The sequence below is a fragment of the Zhihengliuella sp. ISTPL4 genome (genome assembly GCF_002848265.1).
Taxonomy (GTDB): domain Bacteria; phylum Actinomycetota; class Actinomycetes; order Actinomycetales; family Microbacteriaceae; genus Microbacterium.
Map to the genome: position 1 here is coordinate 1,776,498 of NZ_CP025422.1, position 17,036 is coordinate 1,793,533.

Here is a 17,036-nt window from a genome sequence, read left to right on the forward strand (position 1 = left end):
GCCCGTGTTCATCCCGATCGACTTCGCGTGGCTGGAGGCCACCCTGCTCGCCGCCGTGCGGATCACGGCGTTCATCATGATCGCCCCGCCGTTCTCGTATGGCGCGATCCCGGTGCGCGTGAAGGCGATGCTCTCGATCGGGCTGTCGCTCGCTGTCGGCGGGGCGGTCGCTCCCGGGTACGAGAACCTGGACACGGGGCCGTTCCTCGGCGCGCTCGTCATCCAGCTGCTGACCGGCGCGCTGCTGGGCTTCCTCGTGCTCCTGTGCTTCTCCGCGGTCCAGGCCGCCGGCAGCCTGATCGACGTGTTCGGCGGGTTCCAGCTCGCCCAGGCCTTCGATCCGGCGGCGATGGTGAACGGCGCCCAGTTCACGCGCCTGTTCCATCTCACGGCCCTCACGCTGCTCTTCGCCTCCGGTGGCTATCAGCTCATCCTCGCAGGCCTCGCGCGCAGCTTCGACGCCGTGCCGGTCGACGGCGTGTTCGCGGTGGCAGGGCCGGCAGAACTGCTCGTCGACGGGGTGTCCCAGATGGTCCTGGCGGCCGTCCAGATCGCGGGACCGCTGGTCCTCGTGCTCTTCCTCGCCGATGTCGGGCTCGGGCTCATCACGCGCGTGGCGCCGGCGCTCAACGCCTTCGCGATGGGCTTCCCCGTCAAGATCCTCCTCACACTCCTGCTCGCGGGCGCCGTGTACGTCGCGTTCCCCGGCATCGTCGATGCCCTCGCCACCCAGGCGTTCCGCCTGATGCAGGGGGTGAGACCGTGAGCGGTTCGGACAGCGGCGAGCGCAGCGAGAAGGCCACCGAGAAGCACCTCAGGGAGGCCCGGCAGAAGGGCCGGATCGCCCGGAGCCAGGACCTCACGGCATGGCTCGGCATCGGCGCCGCCGCCGTCATGATGCCCGCCGCCATCGCCGCGGGGACCGCGGCCGGCACCGAGCAGCTGGTGACCCTCGCCGGGCTCATGCAGGCGCCCTCTCCGGAAGCCGCCCTCGCCGCCCTGGGGCGGGCCCTCGCCTCGGTACTGCCCACGCTGGGCGCGCTGCTGGCCGCGGTCGCGATCGTGACGCTGTTCGGCGCGGTGGTACAGGGTGGCGTGCACCTGCGCAAGCTGTCCGGGCGCTACGAGCAGTTCAACCTCGTCTCCGGCGTCCGTCGGGTGTTCGGTCTGCAGGCCCTCTGGGAGGGCGCGAAGGCCCTGCTGAAGACGGCTGCCATCGCTCTTGCGCTGTGGGTCGTCATCGCCGGCCTCATGCCCGTGCTGACCGCGAGCGGCGCCCATTCGATCTCCCGGCTGCTCGGCACCGCAGCGGACGGCACCGCGGCCCTGCTGCAGACCGCCATCGCCGTGGGCCTGGTCCTCGCTGCCATCGACCTGTTCGTCGTCATGCGGCGGAACCGCAAGCACACGCGCATGACGAAGCGCGAGGTGCGCGACGAGAACAAGAACTCCGAGGGCGACCCGCTGATCCGCCAGCAGCGCAGGTCGCGCCAGCTGGCGGTGAGCCGCAACCGCATGATCGCCGCCGTGGCGGGCTCCGACGTCGTGGTCGTCAACCCCACGCACATCGCCATCGCCCTGGAATACGACCCCGGAACGTCCGCCCCGCGGGTCGTCGCGAACGGCAGCGGTGTCATCGCCGAGCGCATCCGTGAGAAGGCGCTCGAGTCGGGCGTCCCCCTCGTCCGCGACGTCACGCTCGCCCGCGCCCTGCATGCCGCGTGCGAGCTGGGGCAGGAGATCCCCGAAGACCTCTACAACGCCGTGGCGCGTGTCCTCGTGTTCGTCGACGCGCTGCGGCGTCGCGGCGCCGCCCGCGGTATCCACTCGCTCCCCTATCGGAGGACCGTATGAAGAAGCTGCTCCCCACACTCGGAGTGCCCATCGGCGTCGTCGGCATCATCATGCTGCTCGTCGTTCCGGTGCCGCCGTTCCTGCTCGACGTGCTGATCATCCTCAACATCATGTTCGCGTTGGTGATCCTGCTGACGTCGATGTTCGTGAAGAAGCCGCTCGACTTCTCCGTGTTCCCCTCGCTGCTGCTCGTGGCGACGCTGTTCCGCTTGGGGCTCAACGTCGCCTCCACCCGCCTCGTTCTCGGCGAGGCCTACGCGGGACAGGTCATCGAGGCGTTCGGGGCGATCGCGGTGGGCGGCTCGCTCATCATCGGCGCGGTCGTGTTCCTCATCCTCGTCGTCATCCAGTTCGTCGTGGTGACCAAGGGCGCCGAGCGCGTGGCCGAGGTCGGGGCTCGGTTCACGCTCGACGCCATGCCGGGCAAGCAGATGGCGATCGACGCCGACCTCAACGCCGGCCTCATCAGCGACACCGAAGCCCGTGAGCGCCGGGCGGAGGTCGCGGCCGAGTCGGACTTCTACGGTGCGATGGACGGCGCCTCGAAGTTCGTCAAGGGCGACGCGATCGCCGGCCTCGTCATCATCATCATCAACCTCGTCGGCGGCATCGCGATCGGTCTCGTCCAGCACGGGATGTCCATCGACCAGGCCGTCAGCACCTACAGCCTCCTCACGATCGGTGACGGTCTCGTCACGCAGATCCCCGCCCTGCTCATGGCTGTCTCGACCGGCATGATCGTCACCCGGTCGACCGCCGAGGCCGAGATGGGCACGGCCGCGTCGGCGCAGCTCGGGCAGTCGCGCAACGCTCTCCTCATCGCGGGCTGCGCCGCCATCGTGATGTCGCTCATCCCGCACATGCCGATGCTCCCGTTCCTGGCGATCGGCGCCCTGCTGCTCCTCATCGCCCAGCGCATCACCGCGACCCGCAAGCGGGAAGAGGCGGAGGCCGCACAGGCCCCCGCGCCGGTGCCCGCGGACCAGCCGGAGGAACTCATCGAGCGCATGCGGGTGCACCCCCTCGAGATCCTCCTCGCCCCGGACATCGTGGACCTGGTGACCGGCGGCCCCGACGATCTCCTCGCGAGGGTCAAGGCACTGCGGCGGCGCATCGCGCTCGACCTCGGTCTGGTCACCCCGCCCGTGCGCACCAGGGACAGCATCGAACTCCCCCAGGCGACCTACGTCATCCGCATCGCCGGCGTCGAGACCGGGCGGGGCACCGCGCCGACCGGATCGGTGCTGGCTCTCGGACAGGGCCTGGACAGCCTGCCGGGGACCGCTGCCCTGGACCCGGTGTTCGGCCTCGAGGGCAAATGGATCCCGATGGAGATGCGGCACAGCGCGGAGTTCGCGGGAGCCACGGTGATCGACAGGGCGAGCGTCATCATCACCCACCTGTCGAGTGTCATCCAGACCCACGCGGCGCGCCTGCTCACCCGCGAGGACGTGCGCCAGCTCACCGACGCCCTGAAGCAGGTCTCGCCGTCGGCGGTGGAGGAGCTCACGCCCGCCCTGCTGTCCCTCGCGGAAGTCCAACGCGTGCTGCAGGGTCTCCTTGCCGAGCGCGTGCCGATCAACGACCTCAGCCGGATCTACGAGGCGCTCGCCCTGCGGGCCAAGACCTCGACCGACCCGGAGGGCCTGATCGAAGCGGCTCGGGCGGCCCTGGGGCCGGCTATCGCCGCGCGCTTCGCCGAGGACGGCACGCTGCGCGTGGTCATGATCGCCCCGCTGCTGGAGCAGGCGATGCTGGAGAGCCTCCGCCCGAGCGACGAGGGGTCGCAGATCGTCTTCGATCCGCCGCGGCTGGAGGCGGTGATCGCGTCGGTGAAGCAGGCCCTGGCGGCGCAGGCCGACGGCGGTGAACCTGTCCTCGTGTGCGCCCCGTCCCTGCGCCCGGCCGTGCGGCGGCTCGTGTCGGCGCAGACCGACGGTCTCCCCGTGCTCTCGTACAGCGAGGCGACGGCCGCACCGCTCACGATCGAGACGATCGGCGTGGTCCGCGACTCCTCCACCGCGTCGCTCGGGGCCGCCCCCGCCGCACCAGTAGGCTGAACGAATGCTGGTGTTGACGAGGCGGATCGGTGAGAGCGTACGCATCGACGGCGAGATCGAGGTCACGCTGCTCGACATCAAGGGCGACAGCGTGCGCATCGGGGTCAAGGCCCCGCGGGAGACTCGCATCCAGCGCACTGAGATCATCGAGGCGGTCGTCGCCGAGAACGTCTCCGCCGCCGCCGACACCGACGCGAGCGCCGCGGACGCGATCACCGCCGCACTCGCGCGGGGGCGCGCGAAGCAGACCCCCTAGGCCCGCTCAGACGGCAGCCAGGTCCGAATCCCTGGCCCGCTTCCACTGATCCCCGCCGGCGTCGCTCGCCCGGTTCGCGGCCGACGACGCCGCCGCCAGCAGGGCGTCGTAATCGAATCCGGCGACGCCGGCCGTCGCCCAGCCGATGCTCGCGGACGAGCGGATCCCACTCGCCGGCGCGTCCAGATCGATGATCGAGACGGATGTGAGGATCGCCCGCAGGTGGAAGCGCACCGCTTCGTCGCTGCCGTGAATGAGCACGATCGCCCGGTCGTCGGCGACCCGCTCCGCGTCGGCGGTCGCCGGCAATGCGGCGCAGATGTCGGCATGGAACCGATCGGCGATACGCCGGAAGCCGGCGCTGCTCGATGCCTCCCGCAGATCGGTCGGGTCGTCCAGCCGGATGTCGAGCACCGACCACGCGGTGTCCTTCTGCGCTGCGGCCTTGCGGAGCCGATCCCTGGCCCGGTCCGCGGCGCCGTCGGTTCCGGGAGCCGCCTCCTCCACCCGCACGAGGAGCACGAGGGTGAACGCGGCGCACGTGCTCACCACGATCGTCCCGACCGCGTTCATCCCCCGCAGCACACTCAACTGCGCCTCGGTGCTCACGCCGCCTGAGACGAGCGCAGAGCAGGCGCTGACGATCGCGACGACGACGAACCCACAGGCGGCGAGCGCGAGCGGCAGCACGATGTCCCTCGACGCCGGCTGCCCCCGGAGGAGCTCCCACGCCAGCAGCCCCGCGAAGACCGCCATCGCCAGGAAGACGACGTGGAAGACCGGCAGGTACCAGCGCGTACCCGCCGTCAGGATCAGAGCCGTCGGCACGCCGACGAGGGACAGGAGGACGGGGAGCCAGGGTGCTGTGCGCCGGAAGTGCATCCGCACGCCGATCCAAACGAGCGGTACGAAGGCGACGACGATCGCCGAGGCGGCGGCCCGGAGGACGGGACTGCCCGTGTAGTGGCCCGCGGCCCACAGGTAGGCGCCCAGCATCCCGATGCCGAACGCGACGCCCCAGACGATCGTCGCCCTGCTCGGTCGTGCGAGGGTCGCCAGGCCCACGACGACCGCGGTGAGCACGGTCACGACCACGACCATGCTCGTCGTGACGTCGACGCTGACGGGGACGAGCGGGGTCATGCGGGAACCTCTTTCCTGCTCCGGGGGAAACGGACGGTGACGGTGGTGCCGACGCCGACCTCGCTGGCCACGAGGATGATGCCGTCGTGCGCGACGACGATGTCGCGGGCGATGCCCATGCCGAGCCCGGTACCGGCGATTCCGCCGCGCACGGCGCCGTCGGCGCGGAAGTACGGCTCGAACAGGCGCGGCAGGTCCTCCTCGGCGATACCGATGCCCGTGTCGGTCACCGTGATCTCGGCATGCTCGTCGGACTCCGCCAGACGCACGGTGATACGCCCGCCCGCGGAGGTGTACTTCACGGCGTTGCCCAGCAGGTTGTCCAGGACCTGACGCAAGCGGAAAGCATCACCCGTGATCACCATGCGGGCCACCCCGTCGAGCACCAGGTCCTGGCGGGCCGCGCCCATCAACGGCGCGAACGAGGCGGCGGACTCCTCGACGACGACACGCAGGTCCACCGGCTCGAACGGGTCGTGAGAGGTCCGGCCGGTCTGCGCCTGCATGCTCGTGACGAGATCCTGCATCCGCTCTCCCGCGTTCGCGATGATGTCGATCTGTGCCGGCACCCGCCCTGGGAGGTCATCGCGCTCCCGCAGGAGCTCGACGTGACCGATGATCGCGGTGAGCGGGTTGCGCAGCTCATGGGAGATGACGGCCGTGAGGGCACGGCGCTCCTCCGCCGCCTCCAGGAGGGCGGTGACGTCGTCGATGACGACGAGGGTGATGCGCTCCCCCTCCCTGGCGCCGGCGATCGGCTGCGTGGTCACGGCGAGCGCATGCCACTGCCCCGCGCCGTCGTACAGCCACACCCGTTCCTCCCGCATCTGCTCCCCCGCCGCCGCCCTCGCGAGGGTGGTGCGCTCCGGAACCAGAGCGGCGCCGCGCCGTGCGTCGTACTCGACCGAGGCGGATGGCAGCGCCGCCCCGAAACGGTCCCGCCCGTAGAGTGCGCGGTAAGCGTCGTTCATCTGCAGGATGCGGCCCTCCGCGGTGACCACGACCAGCGCGACACCCAGCGCGTCGATGATCTGCGTGACGCGCTGTTGGTTCGTCTCGGCGCGCTCCGCCGCCCTGTTGACCTGCTCCGAGCGTCGCTGCAGCAGTCGTCTCGCCGCACCGGAGCGCTGTGCACCGATGCGGACGGTCACGCCGAGGAAGCTCAGCGTGATGACGACCGTGAGCACCCGCAGCAGGACGTCAGCCGGTTCCCCCGAGCGGTCCGCGAAGAACACCAGGCACCCGCCGCTGAACACGATGCCCACGAACACCCACGGCATCGAGAAGTAGGTCGCCAGCCACACGACCGGGAACACCCAGAGGAAGCCCAGCCGGAGATCCGGGACATTCGTCGTCAATCCGACGCCCAGAACATCCAGCAGCGGGAGCACCGCGACCGCCGCCCGCGGGAGACGCTGCCATGGCACCATGAGAGCCACCAGGGTGGTGACGACGATGAGCCCGATTCCCGCCACGAACAGCGGCATCGCGAGGGTCTGCGGCCGGAAGCCCGCGACCATCACCACGATGGCGACGATGCTCGCGGTGAACACCAGCTGCCACCGCCAGATCGAGACCGTGCGGATCATCAAGGCCCGCCTCCCGGTCGATCCTCAGCATTCACGCAAGATTACTCAAAGATCGCCACTTCCCGCTCTTCAGGCGGCCTTCGCGGCCTACGATTCTGAGTGGGAGCCGACGCTGCGACTGGGGATTTCGCAGAAGCTGGGGCCGCGCGAGTGGGGATTCGCAGGCATCCGGGGCCGCGGTGGGGGAGCCGCGGCCTCGACCCCTTTGTTCAGACGTGCCGGTCGTCGGATGTGAGGCGGTATCCGACGCCGCGCACCGTCTCGATGTAGCGCGGGGCGGTCGGGCTGTCGCGGAGCTTCCGACGAAGGTTGGCCATATGGGTCTCGATGGCCCGTTTGTCCGGCTCGCTCACCCGGTCATGCGCGTCACCGGCGGGCCCACGGAGCCCGAGGGCGAGGTCGGCCTTGCTGCACACCCTGCGGCCGGCTTCGAGAAGCGCGGCGAGCAGGTCGAACTCCGTGGGGGTGAGCTCGACGGGGCGCTGGGCGACGAGGACGAGGCGCGTGTCGAGATCGAGGCTGAGGTCGCGGTGCACGAGCCCGCGCCACGTGGCGACGGTGGCGTCAGCGGCCGCCGCGACCGGCAGCGGGACGCTCGGCGTCGTGGGCGGAGCCGCGGGGGCGGGGATCGCCGGCGCGGGGGCGGCGAGCGGGGCCTGCTCCGTGGCGGACGTGCGGGTGCGGCGGAGCAGCGCTTCGATGCGCGCCCGCAGCTCGCGCGGCCGGAAGGGCTTGACGAGGTACTCGTCGGCGCCGGACGTGAGGCCGAGGACCACGTCCGATTCCTCGGCCAGGGCGGACAGCATGATGATGAAGGTGTCGCTGACCTGGCGGATGCGCCGCGCGACCTCGAAGCCGTCGATGCCGGGGAGGTTGATGTCGAGCGTCGTGATGACCGGACGATGCGCTGCCACGGCCGCGAGGCCCTCGGGCCCGGAGCCCGCCAGCACGGTCCGGAAACCGGCGGCGAGGAAGACCTCGTCGAGGAGGGACTGCACACCAGGGTCGTCTTCGATGATGACCGCGACCAGCGGCGCGCCCTGGCCCGCCGTCACGACCGCTCCTCGCGGGCGATGGTGACGAAGCGCGGGGCGTCGGCATCCAGCTCGGAGGGGTCCAGGTCGTCGTCCTCGCCGGATCCGACGGGGCGCTCGATCTCGATGTCCCACCAGGCGTCGGCGAGCTCCTCCGCCATGCCGCGGCCCCACTCCACGACCACCACCGACCGCTCCAGGTCGAGATCCAGGTCGTCGAGCTCGGCGGCGGAGCCGAGACGGTAGGCGTCGACGTGGACCAGCGGCGCGCGGCCCCCGAGCGACGGATGCGTGCGGGCGATCACGAAAGTCGGACTCTGCACCGGGCCCCGCACGCCGAGACCTTCGGCCAGGCCGCGGGTGAACGTGGTCTTGCCCGCCCCCAACGGTCCGGTGAGGATGAGCAGATCCCCCGGCTCGAGCTGCTCGCCGATGCGCAGGCCGAGCTGCTCCATCTCCTCCGCGGTGGCGATCCGGCGGCGTCCGAGGAACGCCGGATCCAGGCTCACGTCGTCCTCCGTGGAACCCGGTGCCCGATACGCGTGACGATCTCGTAGCCGATGGTGCCGGCGGCCTCCGCCCAGTCCGCGGCCGAGGGCACGCCGAGGGTCGGGTCCCCGAAGAGCGTGACCTCGTCGCCCACGGCGACCGGGGCATCTCCGACGTCCACGATGAACTGATCCATCGCGATCCGTCCGACGTTCGTGTACCGACGGCCGCCGATCGACACCGGAAGCCGTCCGGAGGCGCTGCGGGGCACGCCGTCGGCGTAGCCCAGCGGGACCAGCGCCAGCGTGGTCTCCCGGTCCGTGCGGTGCGCGTAGTCGTAGGACACCCCGGTGCCGGCGGGGACACGGCGCACGGCGGCCACGGCGCCGCGCAAGGTCATGGCCGGGCGCAGACCCAGTTCCGCGGAGGAGCGGTCATCGAAGGGGGAGACGCCGTAGGCTCCGATGCCGATGCGGACGGCGTCCAGACGCGTTTCCGGCAGGTCGATCGCGGCGGCCGTCGCGGCGATGTGGCGGATCTCGGGACGGACGCCGAGGGCGGCGGCCTGCGTCACCCCCTCCTCGAAGCGGGCGAGCGCGGCGCGGTCGTCGGCGGGCGAGGCGTTGGAGAGGTGGCTGAAGAGCCCGACGACGCGGACCCGTCCGATGCGCTCCAGACGAGCGGCCTCGGCGAGCACCCTCCCCCAGTCGTCGGGGGCGATGCCGTTCCGCGACAGGCCGGTCTCGAGCTTCAGATGCACGGCGACGGGGCGGTCGGCGGACGCGGCGGCGGCTGCCGCCTGCAGCTGGTCGTACGACGAGATACCGAGCTCGATCCCCTCGGCCGCTGCCTGCACGAACCGCTCTCCCGGCGCATGCAGCCAGGCCACGATGGGGGCGTGCACGCCCTGACGGCGCAGCTCCAGCGCCTCAGGGATCTCGGCCACACCGAGGCGGGTGGCGCCGGCGGAGAGCGCGGCCACGGCGGTCGCGGCCGCTCCGTGCCCGTACGCGTTCGCCTTGACGACGACGAGTACCTCCACGCCGGTGAGGCGGCGGAAGTGCCGCACGTTGTCGGCGATGGCATCCAGGTCGATCGTGGCCTCGCGGAAAGGGACGGTCACAGCGGGGCTCCTTCGGCGACGACGAACGCGGCGGCGAGGCCGGCGTCGTGGGTGAGGGTCAGATGCAGCGTGCGGATGCCGCGCTCCTCGACCACCGCGGCGGTGGAGCCGGACAGGACGAAGTGCGGTCGTCCCGAGGGCTCGGAAGCGATCTCGATCTCGGTCCAGTGCACGCCGTCGGAGCCGCCGAGAGCTTTGATCAGTGCCTCCTTCGCGGCGTAACGGGCAGCCAGCGACGGCAGCCGGAGCTCGCGCTCGGAGGGAGCGAACAGCCGCTCCCGCAGCCGGGGGGTCCTGGTCATCGTGCGCTCGAACCGCGGGATGTCCACGAGGTCGATGCCGGTGCCGATGATCACGCGTTCAGCCTACTCGGGCTTCCCCATCCACCCCTCTACGAACGCCCCACCCCTCTGCGTGCACACGCAGAGGGGTGGGAGGAACACAAGGGGGTGGGTCGGCGGTCACTCCACCGTGACGGACTTCGCGAGGTTGCGCGGCTGGTCCACGTCGAGGCCCTTGGCGGTGGCCAGCGCCATCGCGAAGATCTGCAACGGGACCACGGCGAGCAGCGGCTCGAACATGGGGCCGGCCAGCGGGATGTGGATGACCTCGTCCGCGAACGGCAGCACGGCGGCGTCGCCCTCCTCCGCCACGACGATGATGCGGGCGCCGCGGGCGCGGATCTCTTGGATGTTGGAGACGACCTTGGAGTGCACGAGCGCGGAGTGCCGCGGCGACGGCACGAGAACGAAGACCGGCTGCCCGGGCTCGATCAGGGCGATCGGACCGTGCTTGAGTTCACCGGCGGCGAAGCCCTCCGCGTGGATGTAGGAGATCTCCTTGAGCTTCAGCGCTCCCTCGAGGGCGATCGGATAGCCGACGTGACGACCGAGGAACAGGACCGAACGGGTGTCGGCCATCCAGCCGGCGAGCTGGGAGACGTGCTCGTGCTCGCTCTCCAGCACCTTCGCGATCTTCTCCGGCAGCGCGGCGAGCTCCTCGACGTCCGTGGACGCGTCGGCGACGACACCGCGGACGCGGCCCATGTGCAGGCCGAGCAGCAGGAGGGCCGTGATCTGGGCGGAGAACGCCTTCGTCGAAGCCACGGCCACCTCCGGCCCGGCGTGGGTGTACACGACAGCGTCGGACTCACGCGGGATGGTCGCGCCCTGCGTGTTGCACACCGAGAGCGTGCGGGCGCCGCGCTCTCTGGCGTACTTCACGGCCATCAGCGTGTCCATGGTCTCGCCGGACTGGCTGATCGAGATCACGAGCGTGTCCGTGCCGATGACCGGGTCGCGGTAACGGAACTCGTGAGCGAGTTCGACATCGACCGCCACACGCGCCCACTGCTCGATCGCGTACTTGCCGACGAGGGCCGCGTAGGAGGCCGTGCCGCAGGCGGTGATGATGACGCGGTTGATGCCGAGGAACAGCTCGTCGAGGCCGTCGAGCTCCGGGATCACGACCTGCCCGTCGTGGATGCGGCCGCGGATGGTGTTCGCGACGGCCTCGGGCTGCTCGGCGACCTCCTTGGCCATGAAGCTCGACCATCCGCCCTTCTCGGCGGCGGCGGCGTCCCAGGAGACGTCGAAGGGCTCGGCGGTGACGGGGGTGCCGGCGAAGTCGGTCACGGTCACCGCGTCCGGGGTGATCGAGACGATCTGGTCCTGACCGATCGCGAGCGCCTTGCGAGTGTGCTCGACGAACGCGGCGACGTCGGAGCCGAGGAAGTTCTCCCCCTCGCCGAGGCCGATGACGAGAGGCGAGTTGCGCCGCGCGCCGACGACGAGACCCGGGTGGTCCTGATGCATGGCGAGGAGCGTGAAGGCCCCCTCGAGGCGGTTGACGACCGCCCGGAACGCGAGGGCGAGATCGCCGCCGTTGCTCGCGTACTCGCGGCCGAGCAGCGCCGCGGCGACCTCGGTGTCCGTCTCGCTGCGGAAGGCGACGCCGGCGGCGAGGAGCTCGTCGCGCAGGGCGGCGAAGTTCTCGATGATGCCGTTGTGAATCACCGCGAGTTTGTCATCGTCGGCGAGATGCGGGTGGGCGTTGACGTCGGTCGGACCGCCGTGGGTCGCCCAGCGCGTGTGCCCGATGCCGGTCGTGCCGTCGGCAAGCGGGGCGTCGCCGAGCGAGTCGCGCAGCATGGCCAGCTTGCCCGCCTTCTTGCGCATACCCAGCGTTCCCTCGCCGTCGATCACCGCGATGCCCGCGGAGTCATAGCCGCGGTACTCGAGCCTGGCGAGTCCGGCGAGAAGGATGTCCTGGCTGGGCCGCGGGCCCACGTATCCGACGATTCCACACATGCCGATAAGGGTAAGCGGGAATTTTTGCGAGTCGTCCGAACATACGCGCGCTGTCGGTGGCGGTCAGAGTTTGCGAAGGAGCACGCTCTCCACGTCGTGATCGGCGCCCTTCCGGAGGACCAGTCGCGCGCGATGCCGGGTGGGCATGACGTTCTCGACGAGGTTCGGCATGTTGATCTCGTTCCAGTACCCCAGTGCCGTGGTGATCGCCTCCTCGTCGGTGAGGTGCGCGAACACGTTGAAGTACGAGGACGGGTTGCTGAAGGCGCCCTGCCGCAGGGCGAGGAACCGGTCGACGTACCACTTCTCGATGTGCGAGGTGTCGGCGTCCACGAAGATCGAGAAGTCGAAGAGGTCGCTGACGGCGACGTCGTTGGGCGCGGGCGGAGGCTGCAGGACGTTGAGCCCCTCGACGATCACGACGTCCGGTCGGCGCACCACGACGTGCGCGTCCGGCACGATGTCGTAGCGCATGTGCGAGTAGAACGGCGCCCGCACCTCCGGCGCCCCGCTCTTGACCTCCGTGAGGAACTCGATCAGGGCCCGGCGGTCATACGACTCGGGGAAGCCCTTGCGGTCCATGAGGCCACGACGCTCGAGTTCGGCGTTCGGGTAGAGGAAGCCGTCCGTCGTGACGAGTTCCACGCGTGGCGTCCCCGGCCACCGGCTCATAAGCTCACGGAGGAGCCGGGCGATCGTCGACTTGCCCACCGCCACGGAGCCGGCGACACCGACGACGAACGGCGTCGTGGTGTCGTCCTCCTGGAGGAACGTCGACGTCGCGGCGCCGAGTTGCTTCGTCGCGCTGGCGTACAGGCTCAGCAGCCGGCTCAACGGGAGGTAGACCTCGCGTACCTCGGTGAGATCGAGCCGGTCGCCGATGCCGCGCAGCTCGACGACCTCCGTCTCGGTGAGCGGCTGGTCGAGTCCGGCGGCGAGACGTGCCCACTCCGCGCGCCCGATCTCCCGGTACGGCGACAGCGGCAGCGTGGGGTCGGCGGTGGTCACGTCGTCCATCGTAACCGCGCGCGAGTATCCTCATCCCGTGCGCCTCGGAGTCCTCGACATCGGATCCAACACCGTTCACATGCTCGCGGCCGACGTGCGCCCCGGCGGACGACCGCTCGCGACGACGAGCGACCGGACGGTGCTCCGGCTCATGCGATACCTCGAACCCGACGGGGCGATCGCGGAGGAGGGTGTGCGCGCCCTGGAGGCGGCCGTCGCCCAGGCGCGCCGCGTCGCGGAGGCGGAACGCGTCGACGCACTCCTCGCCACCGCCACGAGCGCCGTGCGGGATGCGCGCAACGGCGACGAGGTGATCGGCCGCATCGAGGCCGTGCTGGGCCAGCCGCTCCAGGTGCTCGACGGGGAGACCGAGGCGGAGCTCACCTTCCTCGCCGTGCGCCGGTGGTTCGGGTGGTCGGCCGGTCAGCTCCTGCTCCTCGATATCGGCGGCGGCTCGCTGGAGATCGCCGCGGGCGCCGAGGAACTCCCGGATGCGGCGGCTTCCGTCCCGCTCGGCGCCGGGCGCATGACGGTGCAGTTCCTCCCGCAGGACCCGCCCGGCGAGGAGGACGTGGAGCGGCTTCGGGTGCACGCGATGACGACAGTGACCGGCGTCGCCGCGCGCTTCGCCGCGCTCCCCCGCCCCGACCACGTCGTCGGATCGTCCAAGGCCATCCGCTCCCTCGCCCGCCTCGTCGGATACCCCGTTCCCGGTTGGTCCGGGATCGAGCGGATGCTGCTGCCGCGGACGGCGCTCGGAGCATGGATCCCGCGCTTGGCGCGCCTTCCCGCGTCGGCGCGGCAGGAGTTGCCCGGCATCACACCCGACCGGACGTTCCAGATCGTCGCAGCGGCGGTGTCCCTGCACGCGGCGATGACGGCGCTCGACGTGGAGGAGCTGGAGGTGTCGCCGTGGGCGCTGCGCGAAGGCGTCCTGCTGCGGTACATCGAGGAGCAGGGCGGCCGACCCTGAGAGGGCTGCACGGGCGCCGCGGATAACATGACGCCATGACCTCGACCCTCGCCGCCCGTACCCGACGCGGCACGGCGGCGGCCCGGGTCGCCCTGGTCGGCTATCTGCTGTTCGTGGGCTTCACGGTCTGGTTGCCGGCGACGGTCTCGTCGAAGGTCACGGGCCTCGTGGGCGTGATGGCCGCATGGGTCGCGGAGGCCGGCGTCGCGCCGTACCAGCAGAGCGCCGTGGTTCTGGAAATCCTGGCCAACGTCGTTCTCTTCGTCCCCGTCGGGCTGCTGCTGCCCTTCGCGTGGCCACGGCTTCGACTCTGGCAGGTCACGCTCGCCGGTGGACTGCTGAGCGTCGTGATCGAGACGGTACAGGGCTTGATGCCGTCCCGGTTCCCCACGCTCAGCGATGTGATCGCCAACACCACCGGCACCTTCCTCGGCGCGGTCGTGGTGACCCTGCTGCTGGCCCTGTTGTCACGCGATCCGGCCGCGTCGACGGACCGTAGGCTGGCTTCGTGACCCTTCCTCCCCTCGACGGCCCGCCAGCCGGCATGAGCCGCCGAGAGTGGCGTGAGCAGCAGGACCCGTCTGTGCGCGCCGCCGTTCCCGAGAACGACGTCAACCCGACCGCCCCTGCCAGCGAACGTCTGACCATCCTGACGGTCTGCACCGGGAACATCTGCCGCTCTCCTCTCGCCGAGGTGCTGCTTCGACAGCGGCTCGAGCCGCTGGGCGTCCGGGTGCACAGCGCCGGAACGCATGCGCTCGAGGGGCACGGCATGCCGGAGGAAGCCCTCGAACTCGTCACACAGGGTGGTGCCGACTCGGCGATCGCCCTCGCTCACCGCGCCCGGTACCTCGTCGAGCCGTACGTTGCCGACGCCGACCTCGTGCTGACGATGGCACGCGAACACCGCTCCGCCGTCGTCAAGATGATGCCCGCCGCCCTCCGGCGCACGTTCACGCTGCGGGAGTTCGCGCGGCTCGCATCCACTCTGAGCACCGAAGAGGCGCGGGACGCCGCGCAGACCGACGAGGGCTCGCGGCGGGATCGGTTCGCCGCTGTGCTCCGCGCCGTCGGCGATCAGCGCGGCATCACGCCCGCACCGCCCGAGGACGACGACGTCGTCGATCCCTACCGGCGCTCGCGGGAGACCTATGCGCTCTCCGGCGCGCAGCTCACCCCCGCGCTGAGCGAGGTCGAGCGGATCGTACGGACCGCGATCCGCTAGCAGCCCGGTGCCTCCAGCGTGACGGGAGTCTCGCGCACCATCGGGGTCGTCCACACGTCGTACGGTCCATAGTCCGCCCCCGTGCTCCCCTCGGCACCCTTCATCGTGACGGTGATCGTCGCGGCGGTCTGCGGCGGGGTGACCATGTTGATGCGCACCACGGATCGGCCGAGGTGAGTACCCTCGGCGGCCAGGTGGTAACTCTCTGCCCCTTCCACCGTCCACGACTCGATGCTCGCGCCGACCGGTGCGTAGACGACGACGTCCGTCGCGAGGTACCCAGGTGGGAAGTGCGGCCCGGTGATGAAGTAGGGAAGGCTTGCGGCCTGCTCCGGCGTGATGTTGTTCGCGAACTCGATGGTCTGCTGGAAGGTGGGAGCACCGGAGGCGGTGCACTGATCACTCGTGGTGACGACCGTCGCGTCGGCGTAGTAGTCGGTTTTCGCACCGGTCGTGTCGTTGAAGTAGACGCCGGCGACAGTGCGTTCCGTGTTGTCCGCTGGGAGTGTCCCGGCGAGCTTCGTTCCGCTGAGCATCCCCTCGATGTCCGGGTTCGAGGACCAGATCTTGAGTCGCCCCTCGTCCGATGCCTGCCGGAGTCCGTCGAGCAGAGCGATGGGATTGCTCACTCCGGTCGTCAGCGTGCTGAACACCTGCGCCGCCGCCGCGGCGAAGAACAGGTCCTGCGCCGTTCCGTCCGCACCGCGCCCGGGGACCATTTCTCCGTAGGTGAAGTACACCTGGTTGAGGAGCAGCGGTACCGCGTTCTCGGCGGTGAGGGTCTCCCCCGTGACCAGCGGGATCGGGCCAGTGGCCTTCAGGAGATGGCTGAGGGCGACCGGATCTGTGCTGATGACGTCGTCGAACGGCGGCAGTCCTTCCTCGGCCCACCATGCACGGAGGATTTCAACGGAGGTCTCCAGGTCGGGTGTGGCTGTCAGGTTCGGAATCCAGCGTCCGATGATGTCGGAGTAGAGGTGCTCCGTCTCCGGGTCCAGAGGTGACACGCTTTCCGGGCGAGCGTTGGCGAACTGCACACTCGTCGCCTGCGTGGTGAGTTCGATCCGGCCTTCGCTCGCGGTCACCAGGGCCAGCGCCGCCGGATTACCGCCCGACGCCCGCAACTCGGAATTCCCCTGGAAGACGAGGAGGTATGTGCGCGGTTCCCCCTCCCCGAGCGCCGCAGGGAGGATCTTCAGTACCGGGGCGAGACTCCCGAGCGTGTCGTCGATCGAGCTGACCGCATCGTCGAGCGTCGCGAGCGCATCGGCCACCGGGGGCAGAAGAAGGCTCCGGTCGGTCTCCGCGATCCGCTCGTCCACCGCGGAGAACGTGGCCGCGCCTCGCGAGACCACATCCTCCAGACGATGGACTGCCCCCAGGTCCACCGCTCCGTCGACCGGTCGGAACGCCGAGAGGTCGAGCGTGGGCACCGCGGAGACGGCGAACTCGGCGATGCGGTCGACTCCCTCAGCGGCCGTCCGGACGGCCGCCAGGTTCTGTCCGAGGACCGGAATCCACTCGGCGATGCGCCATTCCGCGCTCGCGGTCTCCTTCACGGCGTCTTCCGCGAGCTTCTGCACCGCTGCGGCATCGGCCGCAGCCTGCTCGGCCTCCCCTGCGACGACCTTCGCCGGCAGGCCGCTGGCAACGGGCACCGCCCGCGTGAGCGCGTCGCGGACCGCCAACGCCTTCGACACCGCGATCCCACCGATCACTGCGGCGAACAGGAGGATCAGGGCGAGGAGCCCGAGAACGATCGCCACGATCCGGCGACGACGTCGCGGGGAACCGTTGCGGCGCGCCTGGGCGCGCAGGCGGGCTCGGGTCGGGGCGGAGGACATCGCTCCTATTCAACCGTAGTTTTCAGGAATCCCCCTGCGAAGCCGGTAGCGCGCGCTTCTCAGAGTCGGCGGGCACCCGGCGCCACGCGTGACAGACTATGAGCCGTTACATCACCGTGCCACCCCGCG

At 70.5% G+C, this 17,036-nt stretch carries 16 protein-coding genes; 7 read left to right on the plus strand and 9 right to left on the minus strand.

The genetic code is table 11. The features are described 5' to 3' along the window. Window positions 1–4 precede the first annotated feature (4 nt). The 4 genes from CYL12_RS08505 to csrA are packed head-to-tail and all read left to right on the plus strand — an operon-like array spanning window position 5 to window position 4,170. Window positions 5–766, plus strand: a complete 762-nt coding sequence (locus CYL12_RS08505) for a flagellar biosynthetic protein FliR (RefSeq protein ID WP_101847222.1) — start codon at window positions 5–7, stop codon at window positions 764–766. Continuing rightward, the gene (locus CYL12_RS08510; RefSeq protein ID WP_101847223.1) at window positions 763–1,854 is read left to right on the plus strand and encodes an EscU/YscU/HrcU family type III secretion system export apparatus switch protein; all 1,092 of its coding nucleotides are present in this window, start codon (window positions 763–765) and stop codon (window positions 1,852–1,854) included. Before CYL12_RS08505 ends, CYL12_RS08510 begins: the two co-directional genes overlap by 4 nt. After that, complete coding sequence (locus tag CYL12_RS08515; protein ID WP_101847224.1) at window positions 1,851–3,914, plus strand: flagellar biosynthesis protein FlhA; 2,064 nt, start codon at window positions 1,851–1,853, stop codon at window positions 3,912–3,914. The genes CYL12_RS08510 and CYL12_RS08515 overlap by 4 nt, the downstream gene beginning before the upstream one ends. Window positions 3,915–3,918: 4 nt before the next feature. Then, entirely contained in the window at window positions 3,919–4,170 is a 252-nt protein-coding gene (csrA, locus tag CYL12_RS17480) for a carbon storage regulator CsrA (RefSeq protein ID WP_101847225.1), read from the plus strand. Between the two features lie 6 nt (window positions 4,171–4,176). Here the strand turns inward: csrA and CYL12_RS08525 are convergent, their stop codons facing one another. The 8 genes from CYL12_RS08525 to coaA all read right to left on the minus strand — a co-directional run bounded on the left by CYL12_RS08525 (window position 4,177) and on the right by coaA (window position 12,874). Next, window positions 4,177–5,313, minus strand: coding sequence for a COX15/CtaA family protein (locus tag CYL12_RS08525; protein ID WP_101847226.1), 1,137 nt, complete (start codon window positions 5,311–5,313; stop codon window positions 4,177–4,179). After that, the gene (locus CYL12_RS08530) at window positions 5,310–6,902 is read right to left on the minus strand and encodes a sensor histidine kinase (RefSeq protein WP_101847227.1); all 1,593 of its coding nucleotides are present in this window, start codon (window positions 6,900–6,902) and stop codon (window positions 5,310–5,312) included. Before CYL12_RS08530 ends, CYL12_RS08525 begins: the two co-directional genes overlap by 4 nt. A 209-nt stretch (window positions 6,903–7,111) precedes the next feature. Continuing rightward, entirely contained in the window at window positions 7,112–7,957 is an 846-nt protein-coding gene (locus CYL12_RS08535; protein WP_199399091.1) for a response regulator transcription factor, read from the minus strand. After that, on the minus strand, window positions 7,954–8,391 hold the full coding sequence (gene tsaE, locus CYL12_RS08540; RefSeq protein ID WP_101848735.1) for a tRNA (adenosine(37)-N6)-threonylcarbamoyltransferase complex ATPase subunit type 1 TsaE: 438 nt from the start codon (window positions 8,389–8,391) through the stop codon (window positions 7,954–7,956). The genes CYL12_RS08535 and tsaE overlap by 4 nt, the downstream gene beginning before the upstream one ends. 50 nt (window positions 8,392–8,441) lie before the next feature. Continuing rightward, the gene (alr, locus tag CYL12_RS08545) at window positions 8,442–9,548 is read right to left on the minus strand and encodes an alanine racemase (protein ID WP_101847228.1); all 1,107 of its coding nucleotides are present in this window, start codon (window positions 9,546–9,548) and stop codon (window positions 8,442–8,444) included. Beyond that, on the minus strand, window positions 9,545–9,904 hold the full coding sequence (locus tag CYL12_RS08550) for a holo-ACP synthase (protein WP_101847229.1): 360 nt from the start codon (window positions 9,902–9,904) through the stop codon (window positions 9,545–9,547). The genes alr and CYL12_RS08550 overlap by 4 nt, the downstream gene beginning before the upstream one ends. Window positions 9,905–10,009: 105 nt before the next feature. Continuing rightward, complete coding sequence (glmS, locus tag CYL12_RS08555) at window positions 10,010–11,857, minus strand: glutamine--fructose-6-phosphate transaminase (isomerizing) (RefSeq protein ID WP_101847230.1); 1,848 nt, start codon at window positions 11,855–11,857, stop codon at window positions 10,010–10,012. Between the two features lie 63 nt (window positions 11,858–11,920). Then, window positions 11,921–12,874 carry a type I pantothenate kinase gene (gene coaA, locus CYL12_RS08560; RefSeq protein WP_101847231.1) on the minus strand — a complete coding sequence of 318 codons (954 nt, stop codon included), beginning with the start codon at window positions 12,872–12,874 and terminating at the stop codon, window positions 11,921–11,923. A gap of 28 nt (window positions 12,875–12,902) precedes the next feature. Here coaA and CYL12_RS08565 point away from each other — a divergent pair, with 28 nt between their 5' ends. From CYL12_RS08565 to CYL12_RS08575, 3 genes are read left to right on the plus strand one after another with little or no spacing between them, the layout of a single operon-like run. Beyond that, window positions 12,903–13,838 (plus strand): Ppx/GppA phosphatase family protein, encoded by a 936-nt coding sequence (locus CYL12_RS08565; RefSeq protein WP_101847232.1) that lies wholly within the window; start codon window positions 12,903–12,905, stop codon window positions 13,836–13,838. A 35-nt stretch (window positions 13,839–13,873) separates the two neighbouring features. Beyond that, window positions 13,874–14,350: a VanZ family protein gene (locus CYL12_RS08570; RefSeq protein WP_101847233.1), complete on the plus strand. Its 477-nt coding sequence runs from the start codon at window positions 13,874–13,876 to the stop codon at window positions 14,348–14,350. Beyond that, window positions 14,347–15,063 (plus strand): arsenate reductase/protein-tyrosine-phosphatase family protein, encoded by a 717-nt coding sequence (locus CYL12_RS08575; RefSeq protein WP_233486690.1) that lies wholly within the window; start codon window positions 14,347–14,349, stop codon window positions 15,061–15,063. The genes CYL12_RS08570 and CYL12_RS08575 overlap by 4 nt, the downstream gene beginning before the upstream one ends. Here the strand turns inward: CYL12_RS08575 and CYL12_RS08580 are convergent. Then, complete coding sequence (locus CYL12_RS08580) at window positions 15,060–16,907, minus strand: DUF4012 domain-containing protein (RefSeq protein WP_101847235.1); 1,848 nt, start codon at window positions 16,905–16,907, stop codon at window positions 15,060–15,062. The two genes, CYL12_RS08575 and CYL12_RS08580, sit on opposite strands and share 4 nt — an antisense overlap. Between the last annotated feature and the right edge of the window lie 129 nt (window positions 16,908–17,036).